Consider the following 19,933-nt stretch of genomic DNA (forward strand, 5'->3'; position numbering starts at 1 on the left):
TTGCGTTCACTGTATGGTTTTTGGATAACAATCCAATAGGCAATAAAAAGAGCCCGCTTGCGCGGGCTCTTTTGCTTTAACAGCTAAAGCTAGAAAGGGGCAGACCCATACGGGTCTGCCCCTTTTTTTGTGCCCTCAGACCCTTGTCTATGATGCTTTGTCTACAAGGAGAATGCTCTTCACAGACACACTGGGATAGAGTAGAACCATGCACTACCCCATGTTTTCCCACGCACCAGAGCCAGTCGATCAGCAGCGCCAACACAACGGTGAAGAACGAACGGTAGCACTCTACGCAGAGAGCACACTGGAGCCTCACGAAACCTGGGCAGCACTGACCGAATACATTCACCTCTGGTGGCCCAGGCAGCTCCTACAGAGCGAAGAAAGCCATATCGACCTCTCCACCGAGCTACTGCTCGAAGAGACCGCAGACGGGGACATTATTCCTGTAGCACGCATTATCCAATGCGAGAACGAAGACGTGCTCACCATCGCACCCTACCCAGGTACACGCCTGGGGCGGCTCATGGGCGTAGCTGAAGAATCAGAAGAAAGCCTGAGCCTCATCCTGGATGCCCTGGCACCGGAGACTGCAGAAGGACCGTTATCCCTGCTCGAAATCAGTAGCGGTACCTACACAGGTCGTGAGGACGAGGAGCTGGGCATCTACGAGGAACAGGAAGAAGCAGCTGCCCTCCTCATGGGCGCATACAGCCGCTTTATCGGAGCTGAACTCCAGCGAGAAGAACTATAGGGGCCTTCGGATAAAAGAGGTTCTTAACCCCTGTAGAGTGGTATGTCATGAGCGCACAGGACCAGAACACCCCGCATCAGAAGGACGCACGCCCCATCTGGGTGCGACTGCGTGCTAAAGCCACTGCAGAAGCGGTGCAACCTCAGCATTACACCACTCAGCACTACAGCAAGGCTGACATGCTAAAGCAGAGCAATATCTGGTTCCGTAAACAGGGCGTGCCCCTCATCATTCCTGCACGTCAACGTGCTCTTGATGCGTTCCCACGCTCTGTACCGTGGATCCTGTGGGCTGGCATCATGCATATTTGCTATATCTTCCTGCGCGACCTTCTCATCTTCGTAGTGGAGGACGTGAAAGGTTCCCTACCGAACTACATCAAAGCTCTCACAAGCGATAGCGCCCTCAGTAACGAAGTACTCCCAGTGCTCGTACTCGGCGGGATTTTCCTCATTATGCCGGTCATCTCCGGTGTGTTCATTACTCTTGCCCACAAGCTGATGGTTCGCACCCCGCAGTGGGTTCAAATCACCACGGGTATTCTTACCGTACTTTTTGCAGGCATGCTCTTTACCGCCGGTGTCTTTGCATCCAACACCCTCGACGGCCTCGACTTCGTCTACGACGGCGGCCAAGTATTCCCGCTCATCGTTATCGGAATCTACCTTGCCATCTTCCTTGGCGTAGATACCGTACTCGGCTGGTCCCTCAAGCACGCCATCCACCAGCTCGCCTCCCTGCCGCCCATGATTGCGAAAGTACTGCCCGTACTCATGGTGTCCGTACTCTTTATCTTCGTGAACGCAGACCTCTGGAAGCTCGCCAACGGACTCAGCTTCCCGCGCGCCTGGGCGGTTCTGGGCCTCATGGGGCTACTCGCCGTGTTCGTGGTCGTCACAACCTCCCTAGAGCGCACAGCGCGCCTTCTGGGCCGCAATAGAGGCGACGACATTGCAAGCTTTACCGAGAACGACTACGAACGCGCCGCGGCCCTCGAAGGGGGAATCTGGAACACCGTCCAAGACTGGGTCGAAGAGAAGAAAATCCTCGAACACCGACCCCTCAAAATTGCGTCCTGGGGCAACCTTATCATCATCCCTATGATTGGGCAGATTATTCAGGCGAGCCTCTTTATGTTGCTCGTCTTCGGGTTCTTCATGGGGTTCTCCTCCATCGCCATTAGCGACACCACCATCGAATCCTGGATGACCGTCAAACCCGAACACCTCAAAATCCTCGGCGTAGACACCAACATCAACGCCGTGGTCATCAAGGTGTCCATGATCGTTGCCGTGTTCTCCGGGCTCAGCTTCGTCGCAACCACCAGTAGCGACGAAAAATACGCCCGAAGCTTCCTCAAACCCATGATCGAGCGAATCAAGCACATCCTGGTTATTCGCGATATCTACCTGGGCCTGCTTACCATGCCCAAAAACGAGGTACTCATAACCCTCGAAGAGGAGAAGAGCGCGGAAAAGGAGACCGACAAGGCATAAAAGGGCTCCTCAGGGGGGTAGAAGCTAGTGGGTCGACAGGTTCATCGTCAGCAGATTGAACACCAGGTATGCCATCAGAAGTGCCGTCGCCCCATCCAAAACACGCCATGCCGAAGGACGCGCAAAGAGCGGACGAAGCAGACGCGAACCGTACCCCAGCCCCAAAAACCAGATAATACTACCGCAGCAGCACCCCAGGTAGTACCACCAACGGCCAGGATCGCCCTGGGCGTTCGCCAGCGAACCCAAAAGAATAGTCGTATCCAACCACGCCAGCGGATTCAAATACGTCACCGCCGCCGTGGTCAGCAGAGCCGCCTTCAACGACTGAGAATCGCCCTCCGCATCATCCACCACGATGGAATGCGGGGTAAACACACGCCGCCCAGCCTCAAAACCAAACCACGCCAAAAACGCCGCACCCACATAACGGAACACCTCAATGAACCACGGTGCCGCATCCAACAGAGCGCCCAGGCCCACCACGCCCAAGCCAATCATCAGAGCATCCGACAGAATGCAGAAAATAATGATTGGGGTAATATGCCGACCCAAAATACCCTGACGCAGCACAAAAGTTCCCTGGGCACCAATAGCCGCCACCAGAGAAATCGTGGTGGTAGCACCCAGAAACAGCAGGGACAGGGAGGTGGACATGGTGAAACTTTCTATGCGGGTCAAACGGGGCGCGGGCTTCGCGGATATGCGGGTGGTGGCTCCTCTAATACCAGCTTGCCAGGCAAAAGCATGCGACACAGGGATTATTGCCCCGATAGCTAGAGTGTGAAGCGCCAGAGACGAGAATACGGGAAAACAAACCCTAAATCTATCTAAATATTTTCACACTGCGTAAGATATTCTTATGACACGTTTCAGTACCGACCAGCTCTCCACCTTTGCCGCCGTCATCGAATACGGCACTTTCGATGCCGCGGCAGATGTTCTGCGAGTGAGCCCCTCCGCCATCTCCCAGCGCATCAAAGCCATGGAACAGATCGCCGGAAAGGTCCTGCTACGTCGAAGCAACCCCGTCACCCCCACCGATGCTGGACAAAGCGTGCTGCGCATCGCCCGTCAGAGCGAATTCCTGCAGCAAGAAATGGAACGCGAACTCATGGGTGCTGGCGGCTTCCAAAGCGTCTCCGTGGCGGTCAATGCCGACTCGCTCGCCACCTGGTTCATCGACGCCGTCGGAACTCTCAGCCGCGAAGACAGCATCTTCTGCGACCTGCGACGAGAAGGTGAATTCCACTCCTCCGCCATGCTCCGCTCCGGAGAAGTCATGGCAGTCATCACCTCCAAACCCGAAAAAATCCCCGGCTGCTCCGTTGAAACCCTCGGAGTGGCACGCTACTGGTGCGTCGCAACCCCCGACTACGTACAGCGATACCTACCCGGCTGGCCCAAGCGCGTAAGCCGCGAAGAGCTCAACCGTGCCCCCGTCGTCGAATACGACCGCAAAGACTTCGTGCAGGACGTAGCGCGAGTCCTCATTGAACAAGAAGTAGGTCTGGAGGCTGAAGAAACCTTCACCCAAAGCCCCACCATCTACATTCCCTCCTCCCCGGACTATGCGCGCGCCGTCAGCGCCGGTATCGCCTGGGGTCTCATTCCCGAAGCGCAATGCGCCGAAGAGCTCGCAAGCGGGCACCTCGTGAAGCTCGCCGCAACCCCCGTAGAATTCCCCCTCTACTGGCAGCGCTGGAACATCAACTCGCCCGTCATGGAAACCGTAACCCGCCGCGTCCACGAAGCGGCACGAGGCGACCTGATCTACTAGAAGAGGATGGCTCCGTGAGCTATATGGAACGCCACCAGGTGGCTCTCTACCTCACCTCCATGGCCGTGGGAGGTGCCAGCGCGGGGCTGAGTGGGTGGAGCCTAGTTTCTGAGCAGCTCGTGCCCTACGCGCTCGGTGCGCTCCTGTGGACCAACTTCGCTCTCATGCCTCTAGTCGGCATGAGTGTCGGTCAGCATAAGAGGCTCGCTCGCACGGTCGTGCTGGTGGCTACCCTTGGAACCCCGATTCTAGTTGCGCCTCTGGTCTCCCTCTTCATTCCCGAGGGCGGCCCCATTGCTCTAGCCACGGTGATTGTTTTGCTGGCTCCATGCGTGGATTACGTTGTGGTTTTTGCGTGTATTGCTGGAGGGGAATATCGCGGTTTGCTGGCGACAACGCCCTATCTTCTTGGTACCCAAATCGTTTCTATTCCATTCTGGACTAGTGCGTATGCATATATAGGAATATTAGATATTGGGGTGGTGGGAGAAATATTCCCCCTTCCCACCGAAAGCTACCTCAGCTTGGCACCGCTCATCGTGCCCCTGATAGCCGCCTACCTCGTGCAACGCTGGTCAACCCGCTCACCGCAGCGTCAACAAGCCTACGAACGAGTACGCACCATGAGCGATACCGCGATGATTCCCCTCATGTGCCTGCTCCTTGCTCTCATGTGCTCCGCCTACACCCCGGCGGTACTGAACGAAACGCAGCTCATTCCCCGACTCGCCGGACTCTACCTCACCTACGCCATCCTCGCAGGAGGTGCCGCCTGGTGCCTCAGCAAGGTGATGGGACGACCGGAACGCATCTCCGTAACCTTCAGCGCTGTCACCCGCAACGCCCTCATCATCTACCCCGTCGTCGCGCTCTGCGCACAACGCCTGGCACACAACGGGAACCCCGAAGCGAGCCTCATGGGCGCCACCGTACTCACCCAAACCCTCACCGAGCTGCTCATCATGGTCGCCATGACCGCAATCTTCCGAGTAAGAACTAAAGACAGGTAGCGTGCAGGATCTCTAACCCCAGCTCCTGCCAAACAGGCGAAACATACAGAGAGGCGGCCGCCCCACACGGGACGGCCGCCTCTCTATAAGCTCTAACGCCTAAGTCATAACGCCTAAACTCTAGCGCCAGCGAGTCATCATCAGCATGCTCACCATCATGGCGCCCACACCAACACTCACATTCCACATACCCAAATCAGGAATCGGGAACAGGCCCTGCGTAATGTAGAAAACAATAATCCACAGAATGCCCACCGCTAACAGCGAGAACATAATCACGCGGTACCACAACGGAGTCTGCTCCTTCAGCTGCGTGCCGCTCTCCATCTCACGAGCAATCTCACGCAGACGCAGCTCGCTCGCATCCTCCACCTCAGACTTAGCAGACTTCTGAGACTTCTTCTTGGACGATGCCTTAGCCGAGTTGGTCGACATACTTCCTCCGCTTATTGTTGTATGGGTAACCTAAAAATATATGTTCACACCTATCTTTGCAGACTTACGGGATGATTTCACCTTCTCCGTGCGTTGAAAGATAAGGAACGCCACCCGGCGCCCAAGAACATACCAACCCAAAGGACAAAGGAGAACGCATGAGCCAAGGAACGGCACCCACCGCAGAGCGCCGCCCCCGCACCGTGCTGCACTGGATTATCCAGATTACAGGCGAACTCCTTATCACCGTCGGCCTCCTGCTATTGCTCTTCGTCGCATGGCAGCTCTGGTGGACCAACATCGACGCCGACCGCACCCAATCCCAAGCCGTCAGCACCCTCGTTCAGGAATTCGACTCCAACCCCGCCGAACCCCTCCCCGACTGGGACCCCAACACCCCTCCCGCAGGTCTGAGCGAACCCGGCCACGGTGAAGTCTTCGGCGTCGTCTACATCCCCAAGTTCGGATCCGACTACCAGCGCCCCGCCACCCAGGGCACCAGCTCCGACGTGCTCGACTCCCTCGGACTCGGCCACTACGAAGGAAGCGCCATGCCCGGACAGGTCGGCAACTTCTCCCTCGCAGGCCACCGCCAAACCCGCGGTAAAGTCCTCAACGATATCGACCTGCTCACCGAAGGCGACCACATCTACGTGCGCACCAAAGACGGCTACTACACCTACACCGTCTACAGCCACGAAATCGTGCAGCCCGACCAGGTAGAAGTCATCGAACCCGTCCCCGGACAGCCCGGCGTAGCACCCACCGAGCGCCTCCTGACGCTCACCACCTGCCACCCGCGCTACGGTGACACCGAACGATACATTGTCCACGCCCGCCTCGAATCCTGGCGGCCCGCCGCAGCCGGAGCACCCGCAGAGATTGCCGCCTCCGTAGCAGGATCCTAAATCAGAGAGGAAAAGCAAGATGTACGCATGGATTTTCCGCCACCTCCCCGGCCCCCTGTGGGTTCGCATCATCATCGCCATCGCGCTGATACTCGCCGTAGTCTACCTGCTCATGGAATTCGTCTTCCCCCACTTCGCAGAGTACGGCCCCTTCAACCTGAACGTCACCATCAACCATTAGCGCTAAGGACGTGCCATGACCCGCATCCTTGTCATCGACAACTACGACAGCTTCGTCTTCACCCTCGTCGGCTACATCCAGCAGCTCGGCGCTGAAACCACCGTCATCCGTAACGACGAATACGAACTCGACGCCGTCATCAAGCTCGCCGAAGAACACGACGGCGTGCTCGTCTCCCCGGGCCCCGGCGCCCCCGCAGAAGCAGGCGTCATCATTGACACCATCCGTTGGGCAGCCGAAGCGAAGAAGCCGCTACTGGGCGTATGCCTCGGCCACCAGGCCATCGCGGAGGCATTCGGCGGCACCGTCACCCACGCCCCCGAACTCATGCACGGCAAGACCTCCCGCCTCGTGCACGAGAACGTCTCCGTGTTCAAGGACGTGCCCAACCCCTTCACCGCGACCCGCTACCACTCCCTGGCAGTTGTGCCCGAAACCATGCCCGAGGTCCTGGAAACCACCTCCACCACCGACAACGGCATCATCATGGGTCTGCGCCACCGCGAAGCCCCCATGCACGGCGTGCAGTTCCACCCCGAGTCGGTCCTGACCGAAAGCGGATACCTCATGCTCGGCAACTGGCTCGAAGAAACCGGCCTGCAGGGAGCCGCAGAGCGCTCTAAGAGCCTCTCACCCCTCATGGCTTAGTACCTTAGCCTTAGATGCCCCCAACGGCTTATATCGCCTCCAGAAGCCCCGTAGCAGACACGCTACAGGGAAACTGGAGGCGATAGCTATATCTGGATCCCTAGCTACGAGCAAACCCAGATACACGAACAAGCCCAGATACGCGAAAAGGGGCGGCCCCCCACACCCAACGGTGTGGAGCGCCGCCCCTTTTGCTAACCTCTAGAACCCCTTAGCGGGCGTTAGCGTTTGCGTTATTAGCGTTGTTCGCATTGGTATTCGCGTTAGTACCCTGAATCGTACGGGTACCCGCAGCAGTGGACGCAGCCGGTGCCGGAGTAGCCGTAGCGGTAGAACGCTGCTGATTATTCGCTGCCGCAGTCGGCTGAGTAGTAGCTGCCGCAGTCGGCTGAGTAGCGGTAGAACGCTGCTGGTTCTGGTTACCAGTGGTAGCGTTCTGGTTACCGGTCGCTGCCGCAGGCTGAGTAGCCGCAGTAGTTGGAGCGGTCGTCTGAGTCGGAGTAGCAGCCACACGGATCGTCACAGTGCTGTTCTGAGCCACCAGAGTACCCGCTGCAGAGCTCTGCGAAAGCACAGTGCCCGCAGGACGCTCGTTAGTCTGAACAGTCTCGATGTTGGTGTTCAGCAGAACATCCTGAGCGGTCAGAGCAGCAATCGCCTGATCCTTGGTCAGACCCACCAGCGAGGGGACCTTCACCTTACCGGAAGACAGGACAATGTTCACGGTGCTACCAGCCTCAACGGTCTGAGCGCCCTTATCATCGGTCGAGCCCTTCTCCGGGGACAGCTCCACAACCATACCGGCAGGAACGGAAGCGCTCTCCACAGTGGAGACGCGGCCATCCACCAGACCCAGGTCCTTCAGAGCGTTACGGACATACGCCTCACTCTGACCCTGCAGGTTATCCGGTAGCTTGACCTTCTCCGGACCGCTCGAAACAGTCACAACCACGGTCGAGCCCTTATTAACCGTAGAACCGACACCCGGCTCAACGTTGATAACGTCGCCCTTCTTGATGTTGTCCGAGTAGCCCTGACGGTACTCCACCACGAAGCCTCGGTTACGTAGCTGGTTATCGGCATCATCGCGGGAAACATTCACCACAGCCGGAACCTGAACCTGCGGAACCTCATTGAGCTTGTTCTGGTAGTACAGAACCGAGCCGACACTGAAAACCAGCAGAGCCACAATCAGAGTACCCACAAGGAAACGAACCCACGCACGCTTACGCGGCGAAGACTCATCGTACTCTGCGTACTCCTCATCGTCGTACAGTTCCTCATCGTCTTCATACTCGAAGAAGCCGTTGAGGCCGCCATCCTCCACCGAAGCCTCAGTAATCGAGGTGGTGTACGGGGCGTAATCCTCACCCAGGGAAGCAGTAGTCGCCGAAGGAACAAAAGCAGTAGTCATCGCTGCATCCTGCACCACGGTCTCTTCACCCGGGCGAACAACCGACACCAGAGCCTGAGCGAACTCAGCCGCGCTCTGATAACGCTCATCCGGGTTCTTCGCCAGACCCTTCAGAATCACAGCATCCAGACCAGCAGGAACCTCAAGCGGGGTGAACTTGCTCGGAGGCTCAGGGGCATCCGAAAGATGCTTAGCCGCGAGATCAACATTCGACTCAGCGTCAAACGGAGAACGACCAGCAATCATCTCGTAAATCACGCAAGCAGCAGAGTACAGGTCGCTACGGGCGTCAACTTCCTTGCCGCTCACTTGCTCAGGGGACATGTAGCGTGCGCTACCCATCACCACATTAGCCTTGGTCAGCGCCTCGCCAGCTTCCTCAATGGCACGGGAAATACCGAAATCCATGACCTTAATCTGGCCCGGCTGACCCTTAGCGATATCCTCGCTGGTACGCTCCAGCACCATAATATTCGCCGGCTTAATATCGCGGTGAATGATGCCCATCGAGTGGCTGTACTGCAAAGCACCCAGCAGCTGCTCGGAATAACCCAAAGCATCACGGACCGGCAGATGACCGCCACGGGACAGAATGGAACGCAGAGTATGACCCTCCACGTACTCCATCACGATATAAGGAATAGCGGTGCCCTCTTCCGAAGAAGCAGACTCCCCGCCACCCTGCGAAGGGTTATACGAACCGGTGTCATAGACAGCAACAATCGCAGGATTGTTCAGAGACGCCACAGCCTCCGCCTCACGCTTAAAGCGTGCGCGGAACGTATCGTCCTGGGCCTGCTCCGGGCGCAGAATCTTAAGCGCAACCTTGCGGCCGAGGCGAGTATCCTCGGCAGCATAAACGGTTGCCATCGCACCGGTACCGATTACCTCGAGTACCTTGTAACGGTTATCAACCGTGTCGGGAACCGACAGGTCCATAAGTTCTCCTGGATCACTAAGACTAAAACTAAATCAAAACGTAGGGGCTAACGCGCCGACGCAGAAGCGGAAGCAGAAGCCGACGCAGACGGTGCAGCAGAAGCGCTCGCACTCGAACCCCTACCCGAACTGGAAGAGGCCACATACATGTCTACATTACTACCAACCGTAACCTTGGTGCCAGATGAGGGGGTAGTACGAAGCACCGTACCGGGGGCCGCAGTGTCCGAATTCTCATAATGCAGAGAAACATTCACACCCAAAGCGGCAACAGCCTTCGACGCCTCATCAACGTTCTTACCCTCAAGATTCGACGGCAAAGTCACCGACTTCGGACCGGTCGAATAGCGAACAGTCACGCTATTACCCTGCTCCAAAGTACCCGTCGGAGAAACCGAAATCACCGTGTTCTCCGGCTGAGTAGACTCAACACCCTCAGTCTTGGGGGACAGACCAAGGTTCTTCAGCTCGTTCACTGCGTCCTGCAGCTCGCGACCCTCATAGTTAATCGCGTTGATGGTCACCTTCTGCTTTGCAGCACGGGCAGAAGCAGACTCAGTCGGCTCCACCGTAGAAACGGTACCCGTGTTCGTCGGAACAACAGACGAAGAAGCGCTCGGAACCGGATCAGTCGAACCGCCACCATTATTGGAGGAGAGGACTGTCCAAATACCGCCAGCGATCAGCACGATTGCCAGAAGCAGAGCAACCCACATCCACACGTTCGGGCCACGCTTAGCCGGAGGGGCAACAGCAGCCTTCACACGACCCGAAGCCGGACGCATGGTCTGCGCACCCGTACGAGGAATAGGCGCCGTCGTCGGCTCCGGCGAGAAACGACCACCAGAACCAAAACGCGGAGTAGCAGAAGCGCTAATCGGCTCCGCCGCCACATCCATCGCAGTCATAGCGACAGTACCGTCGTCAGCATTCTCCTCAGCCAAGAACTGAGCCAAAGAAGGAACAGCCTTCACCGCTGCCTTCAGATCGCGGCGACGAATCGCATCCACCGCAGAAGCCAGAGCGGTCGCATCCTTAGGACGCTGAGCCGGGTCCTTCGCCAACAAGCACATAATCAGCGCACGAGCAGGAGCCGGGATGGTCTCCGGAAGCGGCGGCGGCGGATCATTCACCTGAGCCAACGCAATCGCAATCTGCGACTCACCCGTAAACGGACGACGACCCACCAGGCACTCATAACCAATAATGCCCAACGAGTACATATCCGAAGATGCGGTAGCAGCCTGACCGGTTGCCTGCTCCGGCGCCAAATACTGGGCGGTGCCCATCACCTGGCCGGTAGCCGTCAACGGCACCTGATTAGCCAGACGAGCAATACCGAAATCAGTCACCTTCACGCGATCATCCGGGGTGATGATAAGGTTACCCGGCTTCACGTCACGGTGCACCAGACCCTGCGAATGAGCCGCAGCCAACGCGCGAGCGGTCTGAGCAATGAAGTTCAGAACACGGTCCGGCGGCAGGGTAGTCTCGTGCTCGATAATGCTCGAGAGCGGATTACCCGGCACCAGCTCCATGACCAGGTACGCGGAGTTGTCCTCCTCGCCGTAGTCGAAAACGTTCGCTACACCGGGGTGGTTCAACAACGCCGTATTACGGGCCTCAGCGCGGAAACGCTCCAAGAAGCCCGGGTCACCGGTGTACTCCTCCTTGAGGATCTTGACCGCAACGATGCGTCCAAGCACCTTGTCGCGAGCTTTCCACACCTCGCCCATACCGCCAATCGCGATACGTTCGGTTAGGGTGTAGCGCCCGCCCAAAGTGATATCAGCCGCAGGCCTCACTTGTTCAACACCGCCTCAAAGAGTTGCTTACTAGTACTGGTTGCCAACTGGGCACCGGTCGCCACATCAATATCCTCATAAACCACAGCAATCGCAATCTGAGGATCATCAGCCGGAGCAAAACCGGTAAACCAAGAATTATTCAAACCTGCCGTCGTCTCCGCGGTACCGGTCTTACCCGCCACCTTCACACCGGAGACACCAGCATTACGTGCAATACCATTATCAACCGCATTCACCATCCACTGCTTCACCTGGTTAGCAATTTCAGGGCTAGTGGACGTGCGCAGCTTCTCAGGAGAGAACTCCTGCAAAGTGCTCAGGTTGCTGGTCTTCACCGAACGAATCAGGTTCGGCTTCATCTGCACGCCGCCATTTGCAATTGCCGCAGAAGTCATCGCCACCTGCAGCGGAGTGGTCTTCACGTCGTACTGACCAATCGCCGACTGGGCCAGCTGGCTCTGCGTCAGATTCGACGGGAAAGACGACTTAGAAACCGTCAAAGGAATCTTCAAATCCTGGCCGTAACCAAAATTCTCAGCAGTCTTCGCGATACGCTCCTGACCCAAATCCATCGCAATCTGCGCAAACGGCGTATTACAGGACTGAGCCAAAGCCCACTCAATCGTCGCCTGAGTGCGGGTTCCACACTGACCGCCCGTATAGTTCGGCAGGCTAATGTTCGTGCCCGGCAAGGGCAACTGTGCGGGGTTCGCAATGACCGAAGACGCGTTGTACTTGCCGGACTCCAGCGCCGCCACCGCATCAATAATCTTGAAGGTCGAACCCGGCGAATAAGTATTACCGGCAATCGCACGGTTAAACAGGGGGCTGTCCTCATCAGAAGTCAGCGCCTGGTAATTCGCCAAAACCGAAGAGCTCGTATGAGCCGACAGAAGATTCGGGTCATAGGACGGCGAAGAAGCCATCGCCAGAATCTCACCGGTCTTCGGGTTCATCGCCACCACAGCACCCTTACGGCCCCGCAGAGCGCTATACGCAATATCCTGAAGCTTCGAATTGATCGTCAGCTCCACGCTAGCGCCCTGCGCGGAAGAACCACTGAACAGCTGCGCCACACGGTCATAGAACTGGCTATCGCTCGTGCCCGCAAGCTCCTTATCCATAGCAGCTTCCAAACCGGTCGCGCCATAAATCGTGGAGAAGTAACCCGTCAGAGCCGCATACTTGAGCGGGTGGTTATACACACGCTGGTAGTTGTACTCATCATCGGACTTCACCGACGAAGCAATCTCCGTACCATCAACCACGATTGAGCCACGTGCCGAACCGTAATTATCGTAGAGAGCTCGGGAATTCCACTGATTATTCATCAGAGTCTTCGAATCGAAGAACTGAATATAGCTGAGGGTGCCCATCAGCAGGACAAACACGCACGCGGCAGACATCCACATGCGGCGAATAGCCCTATCCATTCTTCTCACCTCCAGAATCCTTAGCCGTAATACGCGCCAGAACGCTAGTAGCACCCTCCGGCTCGTAGCTAGTGTCCGCATGGTCAATACCCTGCGGAGCATCATAACCAGCCACCAGGTGAGGTGCGCGGGCACTATGAGAAATAGACAACCACAGCGCCACAATAATCCAGTTAGCCACCAACGAGGAGCCACCGGCAGACATGAAAGGAGTCGTCAGACCAGTCAGCGGAATCAAACGAGTCACGCCGCCAATCACCACGAACAGCTGCAGAACCATGACCGTAGACAGACCGGCAGCCAACAGCTTGCCGAAACCATCACGAGTACCCAACGCTGCACGGTAACCGCGCGAAACCAGAAGCATGAACATCATCAGGATGGCACCCAGACCAACCAGGCCCAGCTCCTCACCCAACGAGGAAATAATCATGTCCGAATTAGCGTACGGGACGAGGTTCGCGCGGCCCTGACCCCAACCGCGGCCAAAAAGACCGCCGTAAGCCAGACCGAAAACGCCCTGCAGAATCTGACCCGAACCGCCAGGAGACGCCTGGTAAATCTCCGGATCAAAAGCATGCACCCACGCATAAATACGGGCGTGCACGTGCGAGACATAGTGGTACGCGAAATAGCCACCCACAGCCATACCGATACCCGCAACCACCAGCCACGAAATACGGCCGGTCGACAGGTACAGCATCGCCATGAACAGGCCAAAGAACATAATCGCCGAACCAAGATCCTTCTGGAACACCAGAACACCCAGGCTCACAATCCACGCCAAGAACACCGGCGCCAAATCACGCAGACGCGGCAGATTGATAGGGCCGATGCGGCGGCCAGCCACCAGAATCAGGTCACGGTGCGTCGCCAAATAGCCGGCGAAGAAAATCGCCAAAGTAATCTTCGCGACCTCACCCGGCTGGAACGTGCGGTTACCGATATGAATCCAAATACGAGCACCATTGAGTTCCATACCCAGACCCGGAACCAGCGGCATGATGAGCAGAATCATCGACAGCACCAGAGAGGTGTACGTGACCTTACGCAGCAGACGATAATCCCTGAGCACGAACACGATAATCGCGCACAGCACCATAGACACGCCGGTCCACATCAGCTGACCATCACCCACCGGAGCCGCAATCTGCGGGTCCAGACGATAAATCATGGTCAAACCAATACCGTTCAGAGCCACCACCAGCGGCAGAATAAACGGATCAGCATAACGGGCGCGGAACTGCATGACCAGGTGAATCAGAAGAGCACCAGCACCCAGCACCACCGTGCACGGCAGCCACTGGCTCTTCGACGTATCAAAAGCATGCTCCGGATCAATCAGGTACATGCCGAACGAGCTGATACCTACCGCCAAAACCAGCAGGAAAAGCTCCGTGAAACGGCGTGCACGAGGCGCATCCGACTCACGACGGAACGAGAACTTAGCCATTGTTCTCACCGCCCTCTGCCACAGGCGCGGAGGAAACCGTAGCCAGCTCAGGAGCCGGGGACGCCGAGTCAGAACTCGGAGCCTCAGAGCTTGGAGCCGTAGCGGGCGCCTCAGAGCTCGAGGAAGCAGAAGCCGAGGCAGACGCGGAAGCAGACGCAGCGGCCTGCTCAGCCTTCTCACGAGACTGATCTGCCTGAGTCTTCAAACGAGACACAATCTGGTGCGCATCATCCAGATCCTTCGCCGTAATCGCATTACGCAACAAAGAACGAGTATGATCGCTCAGCTCACTCGTAGGAATATCGGTATTCTCCACCACGTGAGAAAGACGAATCGGACCCAACGCATGCGGAATACCGTTGTACACCGCAACCGTGCCGTCACTCTCACCCACATAGTAGCTACGCTCCACATAGCGCAGACCGGTCCACGCAGCCAGCGTCACAATAGCTGCAACCAGTAGAGTAATGAACAGGCGAATCGACCACGACCGCGGACGCGAACGCTCAACAGTATCCTCAGCGATCAGCTCCTCCAGCTCAGCCGGCAAGGTCGCCTCATCAGACTCAACCTTCAAAGGCACACGCTGAGCCACCGTCGCACGATGCTCCAGGGTACGCGAAGTCACCGCCGGAATCATGCCGGTCTCAGTAGCCACCGAAGCGGCACCAACCAGCTGATGCGGGCGGGAACCCAATTCGCTACGCAAGATCGCAGCATTCGTAAGAGCCGCATCCACGGCGTTATCGTACGTACCGATATGGTGACGCACCGCCCCAGAACCACTGTGCAACAGGGTTCCAGAGAAGTCACGAGCACGACGGAAACGGCGCAACGACCGACGATGAGGCTCCTCAGAGTCCTCATCATGGTGCGCACCCAAAATAGCCTCAGCAGCCTCAGCCGTAGCAGCAACCTCGGGAAGCTTCTGAGTATTCGTGCTGACCTCCTGCTCCGCCACAATCGAATCAGGCAGAGCAGACTCAGGCAGGCTCGAAGGACCCACCGGCTCATCCACCGGCAGAACCTCACGGTCAATCACCTGCAGGGACACAACCGTCACGTTATCCGGAGCGCCACGCTCCAAAGTCATCGCAATCAGAGTGTCAGCAATCTCAGATAGGTCATCGGTAGAACGCATCACCTGCTCAATCTCCGATAGGGACACCACAGCATCCAAACCGTCAGAAGAGAGCACCCAGCGCTCGCCGGGAACAGCGTCCAGAGTCTTCAACTCCAGCTCAGGGGACGCATCAACATCACCCAGAACGCGCATAATCACGTTCTTATGCGGGTGGTTCTCCGCCTCCTGCGGGGTAATGCGACCCTCATTGAGCAAGCGCTGCACAAACGTATGGTCAGTAGAAATCTGCTCAAACTCACCATCAGCACCCGGGCGCAGACGATACGCACGCGAGTCACCAATATGAGCCAGCTCAATACAATCGCCATCAATCAGCAGGGCAGTACAGGTCGTACCCATACCCGCCAGCTGCGGGTCATTCGCCGCCAGCTCATTAATAATCAGGTTCGCACTCTGAATCTCATCAGCCAGATAAACGCCGCCAGTACCATCCTCAAAATCAGGGTGATCAAGCGGAGTCAGATTCAGAACCGTCGTAGCCGACGCAACATCGCCGCCTACGTGGCCGCCCATACCGTCAGCAACGACAGCAAGGAAACGACCACCGTAGCCGGAGTCATCATTCTTCGAGCGTTTCAGACCCGTATCAGAGCGGGCCTCAAAACGAAAAGCAATCTTCATACACTAGCCCCTCAACTGCATGGTGGTACCGCCAACGCGGAAATCATCACCGGGCTCAATCGGGGTCGCACGAGTCAGACGCTCGCCATTGACGAACGTACCATTAGTAGAATTCAAATCCTCCAGGAACCAACGGGAACCCTGAGGGAATAGGCGCGCATGGCGACCCGAGGCGTAATCATCCTGCAGGGACACCTCAATGTCATTAGCGCGGCCAATAGTAATCGGGTGGTCCCCCAGCTGCATCATCGCGCCAGCCTGCGCACCGGCAGTAATAACAAGCTGCGAAGGGCGAGTCGGCGGAGGCGCAATATGGGTAGCCTCCGGAACCGCATCAACCGGTGCCGCACGATAGTTCTTACCCAAACCAAGGTCACGGCGAGCCGCCGAAACCACCAGGAAAACAAAGAACCAAATCAGAGCCAGAAAAGCGTAACGAAGGATAGTAACGGTCAATTCAGACGCCATTAACGGACACCTCCGGTCGAACTATGGAAGATGATGCGGGTATTACCCATGCGAAGCAGCGAACCGTTCGCCAGCACCACCGGCGCACGCAGAGGCGCACCATTAATCAACGTGCCGTTGGTAGAACCCATATCGGAGGCGACCACCGCACCACCCTGCATCGAAAGCTGCAGGTGACGGCGAGAAACGCCCTTATCGTCCAGACGAAAATCAGCATCAGAACCGCGGCCCAGCACAAACGGCAGATGGTTCACCGGGTGCATGCGACCCTCAATCTCCAAGAAGAAACGGGGAGCCGCCGCAGGGGGCGCTACAGGCATGTTCAGGCGAGCCGCAGGAGCCTGCTGAGGCGCAGGGCTGGGTGCAGGCTGAGCCGGCTGAGCAGCCGGCTTCGTAATGCGGGTCGGCAAAGAAGACTCACGCGGCGGACGCACCGGCGCGTAGTTAGTGGCGCCGCGCAGAGACGGGGATGCCGGAGCCTCCGGTACAGAGAACGGCTCGAAAGTCGCAACAACCTCAAACTCGCCCTCAGAGAGAGAATCAAGAACGTTGAACGTCACGCGAACCGCGCCAATGAGGGTGTAACCCTGCGCGCGGGCGTGCGAAATCGCCAAATCGCACAGCTCAACAGCAAACGGGTTACCCCACTCGCGCACGCGCGGGAAATCGACCGGCGCAAAACGGAGAGTATAGACATTAGGAGCCATAGTGCGACCACTGCCGTCCACGTAGGACTCGTCATCCATCATGATGCGGACGCGGTTAGCGACATCCGCCTTCGCAAAGGTGCCGAAGCCCTTGGAAAGGCCGACAGTGCGGCCGATGCCTTGCTCCAGCTTGCCCAGCTTGTCGAAAAACTTCATGCCGCCTCCTTCTCAACGACCATTCCGAGCAACAGACCGCGCAAACGGTCTTTATCCGAAAGGCTCAGTTTAACGAGCGTGTCTGTGCGTTAGCTGTGTGTCCTGTGAATGAACACACCCGGTTCTATTTTAGGTGATGCACTCGCCATCGCTCTGGAACCCCGTCATTTAGCGGGGAATTGGTTATGGATATGAAAAAATCCCCGGTTCTTTCGAACCGGGGATCGTTGGTGCGCGAGGGGGGAGTTGAACCCCCACGCCCTCACGGGCACACGGACCTGAACCGTGCGCGTCTGCCTATTCCGCCACTCGCGCATGTGTCTTACGGTGTATCACCGCAGGCAACACATAAAACTATACGGACTGCATGCGGTGCTGTCCAATCGAGAGTGTGTGACCTTCGTTACTTAGTGTTGGTGGGGGTGTCAGAAAGAGACTCTGAAGCACTATCGGAGGCGCTATCCGGGGCACTATCAGACGCTCCACCGGAAGCAGCCGCATCGGACGCAACCGCGGAACCCCGCTCCCGCGCCATACGCTCCTGTTCAGCACGCTCCCGGTCAATACGCTCCAAACGCGCACGCAACAACCACGTCACCGGACCCACATACGGCAGGCACAGCACCAGCAGAAGCCACTTCAGCTTCTGTACCTCCGAAAAATGCGGGTTCCGATGAATCGTCACCAAGCACAATAGCGCCAACGCAATACCTGCCAGAAATACAACCGTGACCACCAGCTCCAGTACGGCACGCCAATCCATAAGCCCTCCTAATATCCTTCCTAAGCATACAGACCCGGAGGAATCCACAAGCCCTCAGGGTAGTTCAAGGAGGTGTTCAGAGCCTACCCCGATGGGCAGCCCCATACGCCCCTCAAGCACGCAAAAGGGCCCGCCCCGCAACACAGCAGGACGGACCCTCCACAAAGCCTTACACAGAAACCTGCGTGTAGCTCACAAACTAGCGGCTAACTTTCTTAGCCTTCTTCGCAGCACGACGCTCAGCAGCCTTCGCATCATACTCAGCCCAGAACTCACGGGTAGTCACCGCATCAGTACCATCCCACGCCGCAAGATTCTTCAACTCAGGCATATCCGAAGCCTTGAAAATCGGCTCCAAACCAGCCTTACGCTGAGCTTCATAGTTCTTCAACACCGCAACAACCTGCGGAGTCATCAACAGAACCGCCGTCAAGTTCACAATCACCATGCCGGCATTCAACATATCCGCGGTAGTCCACACCAGATCCAGCGAAGAAATCGCGCCGAAGAACACGAATACCAGAACCAGCGCACGGAAAATATTCATCGGCAGCTTACGCTCAGTCACAAAACGCATATTCGACTCGCCGTAGTAGTAGTTACCAATCACAGTCGAGAACGCAAACATGAAAATCGCGATAGTCAGGAAGTGAACCGCCCAATCGCCCAGCTGCATAGCCAACGCCGACTGAGTCAGCGACGCACCGCGAGAACGATCACCATAAGTCGGGTTCGACAGCAGAACAATAAACGCAGTCACAGTACACGCCATCATCGTGTCAAAATAAACACCCAAAGTCTGCACGTAACCCTGCTTAGCCGGGTGAGAAATAGTAGCGGTCGCACCAGCGTTCGGAGCAGTACCCATACCCGCCTCATTAGTCAGCAGGCCACGCTTCATACCCCAAATCACGGCACCCATGGTACCGCCGGTCACAAACTCCTTAATGCCAAAAGCGCCCTGGAAAATCATCAGCAGCATATTCGGAACCTCGGTAATGTTCAGCAGAACAACCAGCAGACCCAACAGCAGATACAGTACCGCCATAATCGGCACCAGCCACTCAGTCACCGAAGAAATCGCGCGAATACCACCGAAAATAATAGCCGCAGTCAGCGCCACCATAATCAGACCAATAGTGATGCGGAAGCCCATCGAGTTAGTACCCGAAACATCAATGCTGAACGAGTTCGCCGCAGCATCCACCACAGCATTCGTCTGAACCGCCACAAATACAAACGCATAAGTGACCACAATGAACGCCACGAAGATGTAACCCATCCACGGAGCATTCAGGCCGCGCTTCATGTAGTACGCCGGACCACCAATATAGGAATCCTTACCGCGCTCCTTATACAGCTGACCCAGAAGGGACTCCGCAAAAGCAGAAGCCGCACCAACAGCAGCAATAACCCACATCCAGAACACAGCACCCGGGCCACCCATAGCAATAGCCAAAGCAACACCCGCAACAGTACCGGTACCCACACGAGAAGCCGCCGAAACAGTAAACGCACGGAACGAAGAAATGCTCTTCTTACCGTCAGCCTCACGAGCAACCGGGTCACCCAGGACACGGACCATTTCCTTAATGGAACGCCACTGCACACCGCGAGTACGGATCGTAATGTACAGACCAGCCGCAATCAGAGCGTAGTAGAGGAAATTACTCCACATCCAGTTCTGCACGGCATCCACGGAGGAAGTCAGTTCCGCAGTCTGCGTATTAATGTCCCCGATGATATTCAGAAGAAAATCCACTCGGCACTCCAATCTTGAAAGCAAAAAGCCCGCACGCTCAAATCCGAAAG

At 57.0% G+C, this 19,933-nt stretch carries 18 protein-coding genes and 1 tRNA gene; 7 read left to right on the forward strand and 12 right to left on the reverse strand.

Annotated features, from left to right (window positions below; translation table 11 throughout):
- The first annotated feature begins 220 nt into the window (after window positions 1–220).
- A complete protein-coding gene (locus HMPREF2942_RS07525; protein WP_246823528.1) occupies window positions 221–757 on the forward strand; it encodes a GTPase in 537 nt (178 codons plus the stop codon).
- Window positions 758–804: 47 nt separating this feature from the next.
- On the forward strand, window positions 805–2,253 hold the full coding sequence (locus HMPREF2942_RS07530) for a D-mannonate dehydratase (RefSeq protein WP_070688774.1): 1,449 nt from the start codon (window positions 805–807) through the stop codon (window positions 2,251–2,253).
- A 24-nt stretch (window positions 2,254–2,277) separates the two neighbouring features.
- Here the strand turns inward: HMPREF2942_RS07530 and HMPREF2942_RS07535 are convergent, their stop codons facing one another.
- Window positions 2,278–2,910: a LysE/ArgO family amino acid transporter gene (locus HMPREF2942_RS07535; protein ID WP_049354383.1), complete on the reverse strand. Its 633-nt coding sequence runs from the start codon at window positions 2,908–2,910 to the stop codon at window positions 2,278–2,280.
- A gap of 205 nt (window positions 2,911–3,115) precedes the next feature.
- Here HMPREF2942_RS07535 and HMPREF2942_RS07540 point away from each other — a divergent pair, with 205 nt between their 5' ends.
- Window positions 3,116–4,033 (forward strand): LysR family transcriptional regulator ArgP, encoded by a 918-nt coding sequence (locus tag HMPREF2942_RS07540; protein WP_049354382.1) that lies wholly within the window; start codon window positions 3,116–3,118, stop codon window positions 4,031–4,033.
- Between the two features lie 14 nt (window positions 4,034–4,047).
- Window positions 4,048–5,043, forward strand: coding sequence for a hypothetical protein (locus HMPREF2942_RS07545; protein ID WP_070688775.1), 996 nt, complete (start codon window positions 4,048–4,050; stop codon window positions 5,041–5,043).
- A 120-nt stretch (window positions 5,044–5,163) separates the two neighbouring features.
- Here the strand turns inward: HMPREF2942_RS07545 and HMPREF2942_RS07550 are convergent, their stop codons facing one another.
- On the reverse strand, window positions 5,164–5,478 hold the full coding sequence (locus tag HMPREF2942_RS07550) for a cell division protein CrgA (protein ID WP_005507388.1): 315 nt from the start codon (window positions 5,476–5,478) through the stop codon (window positions 5,164–5,166).
- Window positions 5,479–5,636: 158 nt separating this feature from the next.
- Between HMPREF2942_RS07550 and HMPREF2942_RS07555 the strand changes: the two genes are divergently transcribed.
- From HMPREF2942_RS07555 to HMPREF2942_RS07560, 3 genes are read left to right on the forward strand one after another with little or no spacing between them, the layout of a single operon-like run.
- Window positions 5,637–6,386: a class E sortase gene (locus HMPREF2942_RS07555; protein ID WP_005508087.1), complete on the forward strand. Its 750-nt coding sequence runs from the start codon at window positions 5,637–5,639 to the stop codon at window positions 6,384–6,386.
- Between the two features lie 19 nt (window positions 6,387–6,405).
- The gene (locus HMPREF2942_RS09445) at window positions 6,406–6,567 is read left to right on the forward strand and encodes a hypothetical protein (RefSeq protein WP_005508086.1); all 162 of its coding nucleotides are present in this window, start codon (window positions 6,406–6,408) and stop codon (window positions 6,565–6,567) included.
- A 15-nt stretch (window positions 6,568–6,582) separates the two neighbouring features.
- A complete protein-coding gene (locus HMPREF2942_RS07560) occupies window positions 6,583–7,215 on the forward strand; it encodes an aminodeoxychorismate/anthranilate synthase component II (protein WP_049328052.1) in 633 nt (210 codons plus the stop codon).
- A gap of 211 nt (window positions 7,216–7,426) precedes the next feature.
- Here HMPREF2942_RS07560 and pknB read toward each other — a convergent pair whose 3' ends face one another.
- The 10 genes from pknB to HMPREF2942_RS07610 all read right to left on the reverse strand — a co-directional run bounded on the left by pknB (window position 7,427) and on the right by HMPREF2942_RS07610 (window position 19,883).
- Window positions 7,427–9,568 (reverse strand): Stk1 family PASTA domain-containing Ser/Thr kinase, encoded by a 2,142-nt coding sequence (pknB, locus tag HMPREF2942_RS07565; protein ID WP_070688776.1) that lies wholly within the window; start codon window positions 9,566–9,568, stop codon window positions 7,427–7,429.
- 47 nt (window positions 9,569–9,615) lie between these two features.
- Complete coding sequence (locus HMPREF2942_RS07570; protein WP_070593882.1) at window positions 9,616–11,373, reverse strand: protein kinase domain-containing protein; 1,758 nt, start codon at window positions 11,371–11,373, stop codon at window positions 9,616–9,618.
- A complete protein-coding gene (locus HMPREF2942_RS07575; RefSeq protein WP_070593880.1) occupies window positions 11,370–12,809 on the reverse strand; it encodes a peptidoglycan D,D-transpeptidase FtsI family protein in 1,440 nt (479 codons plus the stop codon). Before HMPREF2942_RS07575 ends, HMPREF2942_RS07570 begins: the two co-directional genes overlap by 4 nt.
- Entirely contained in the window at window positions 12,802–14,262 is a 1,461-nt protein-coding gene (locus HMPREF2942_RS07580) for an FtsW/RodA/SpoVE family cell cycle protein (protein ID WP_005507381.1), read from the reverse strand. Before HMPREF2942_RS07580 ends, HMPREF2942_RS07575 begins: the two co-directional genes overlap by 8 nt.
- Window positions 14,255–16,027 carry a PP2C family protein-serine/threonine phosphatase gene (locus tag HMPREF2942_RS07585; RefSeq protein WP_070688777.1) on the reverse strand — a complete coding sequence of 591 codons (1,773 nt, stop codon included), beginning with the start codon at window positions 16,025–16,027 and terminating at the stop codon, window positions 14,255–14,257. The genes HMPREF2942_RS07580 and HMPREF2942_RS07585 overlap by 8 nt, the downstream gene beginning before the upstream one ends.
- Window positions 16,028–16,030: 3 nt before the next feature.
- Window positions 16,031–16,495 (reverse strand): FHA domain-containing protein FhaB/FipA, encoded by a 465-nt coding sequence (locus HMPREF2942_RS07590; protein ID WP_005507379.1) that lies wholly within the window; start codon window positions 16,493–16,495, stop codon window positions 16,031–16,033.
- A complete protein-coding gene (locus HMPREF2942_RS07595; protein ID WP_070688778.1) occupies window positions 16,495–17,358 on the reverse strand; it encodes an FhaA domain-containing protein in 864 nt (287 codons plus the stop codon). The genes HMPREF2942_RS07590 and HMPREF2942_RS07595 overlap by 1 nt, the downstream gene beginning before the upstream one ends.
- Before the next feature lie 228 nt (window positions 17,359–17,586).
- Window positions 17,587–17,673: transfer RNA gene (locus tag HMPREF2942_RS07600), tRNA-Leu, on the reverse strand.
- Between the two features lie 88 nt (window positions 17,674–17,761).
- Window positions 17,762–18,121 carry a PLDc N-terminal domain-containing protein gene (locus HMPREF2942_RS07605; protein ID WP_070644382.1) on the reverse strand — a complete coding sequence of 120 codons (360 nt, stop codon included), beginning with the start codon at window positions 18,119–18,121 and terminating at the stop codon, window positions 17,762–17,764.
- A gap of 199 nt (window positions 18,122–18,320) precedes the next feature.
- Window positions 18,321–19,883, reverse strand: a complete 1,563-nt coding sequence (locus HMPREF2942_RS07610) for an alanine/glycine:cation symporter family protein (protein WP_070686882.1) — start codon at window positions 19,881–19,883, stop codon at window positions 18,321–18,323.
- Window positions 19,884–19,933: the final 50 nt, after the last annotated feature.

The sequence above is a fragment of the Rothia sp. HMSC071C12 genome (assembly GCF_001813895.1).
Classification (GTDB): domain Bacteria; phylum Actinomycetota; class Actinomycetes; order Actinomycetales; family Micrococcaceae; genus Rothia; species Rothia mucilaginosa.

Bases quoted from the DNA above. Each gene is read 5' to 3' on its own strand.
- HMPREF2942_RS07525 (WP_246823528.1), top strand. From the start codon at position 221: ATGTTTTCCCACGCACCAGAGCCAGTCGATCAGCAGCGCCAACACAAC.
- HMPREF2942_RS07530 (WP_070688774.1), top strand. From the start codon at position 805: ATGAGCGCACAGGACCAGAACACCCCGCATCAGAAGGACGCACGCCCC.
- HMPREF2942_RS07535 (WP_049354383.1), bottom strand. From the start codon at position 2,910: ATGTCCACCTCCCTGTCCCTGCTGTTTCTGGGTGCTACCACCACGATT.
- HMPREF2942_RS07540 (WP_049354382.1), top strand. From the start codon at position 3,116: ATGACACGTTTCAGTACCGACCAGCTCTCCACCTTTGCCGCCGTCATC.
- HMPREF2942_RS07550 (WP_005507388.1), bottom strand. From the start codon at position 5,478: ATGTCGACCAACTCGGCTAAGGCATCGTCCAAGAAGAAGTCTCAGAAG.
- HMPREF2942_RS07555 (WP_005508087.1), top strand. From the start codon at position 5,637: ATGAGCCAAGGAACGGCACCCACCGCAGAGCGCCGCCCCCGCACCGTG.
- HMPREF2942_RS09445 (WP_005508086.1), top strand. From the start codon at position 6,406: ATGTACGCATGGATTTTCCGCCACCTCCCCGGCCCCCTGTGGGTTCGC.
- HMPREF2942_RS07560 (WP_049328052.1), top strand. From the start codon at position 6,583: ATGACCCGCATCCTTGTCATCGACAACTACGACAGCTTCGTCTTCACC.
- pknB (WP_070688776.1), bottom strand. From the start codon at position 9,568: ATGGACCTGTCGGTTCCCGACACGGTTGATAACCGTTACAAGGTACTC.
- HMPREF2942_RS07575 (WP_070593880.1), bottom strand. From the start codon at position 12,809: ATGGATAGGGCTATTCGCCGCATGTGGATGTCTGCCGCGTGCGTGTTT.
- HMPREF2942_RS07580 (WP_005507381.1), bottom strand. From the start codon at position 14,262: ATGGCTAAGTTCTCGTTCCGTCGTGAGTCGGATGCGCCTCGTGCACGC.
- HMPREF2942_RS07585 (WP_070688777.1), bottom strand. From the start codon at position 16,027: ATGAAGATTGCTTTTCGTTTTGAGGCCCGCTCTGATACGGGTCTGAAA.
- HMPREF2942_RS07590 (WP_005507379.1), bottom strand. From the start codon at position 16,495: ATGGCGTCTGAATTGACCGTTACTATCCTTCGTTACGCTTTTCTGGCT.
- HMPREF2942_RS07595 (WP_070688778.1), bottom strand. From the start codon at position 17,358: ATGAAGTTTTTCGACAAGCTGGGCAAGCTGGAGCAAGGCATCGGCCGC.
- HMPREF2942_RS07605 (WP_070644382.1), bottom strand. From the start codon at position 18,121: ATGGATTGGCGTGCCGTACTGGAGCTGGTGGTCACGGTTGTATTTCTG.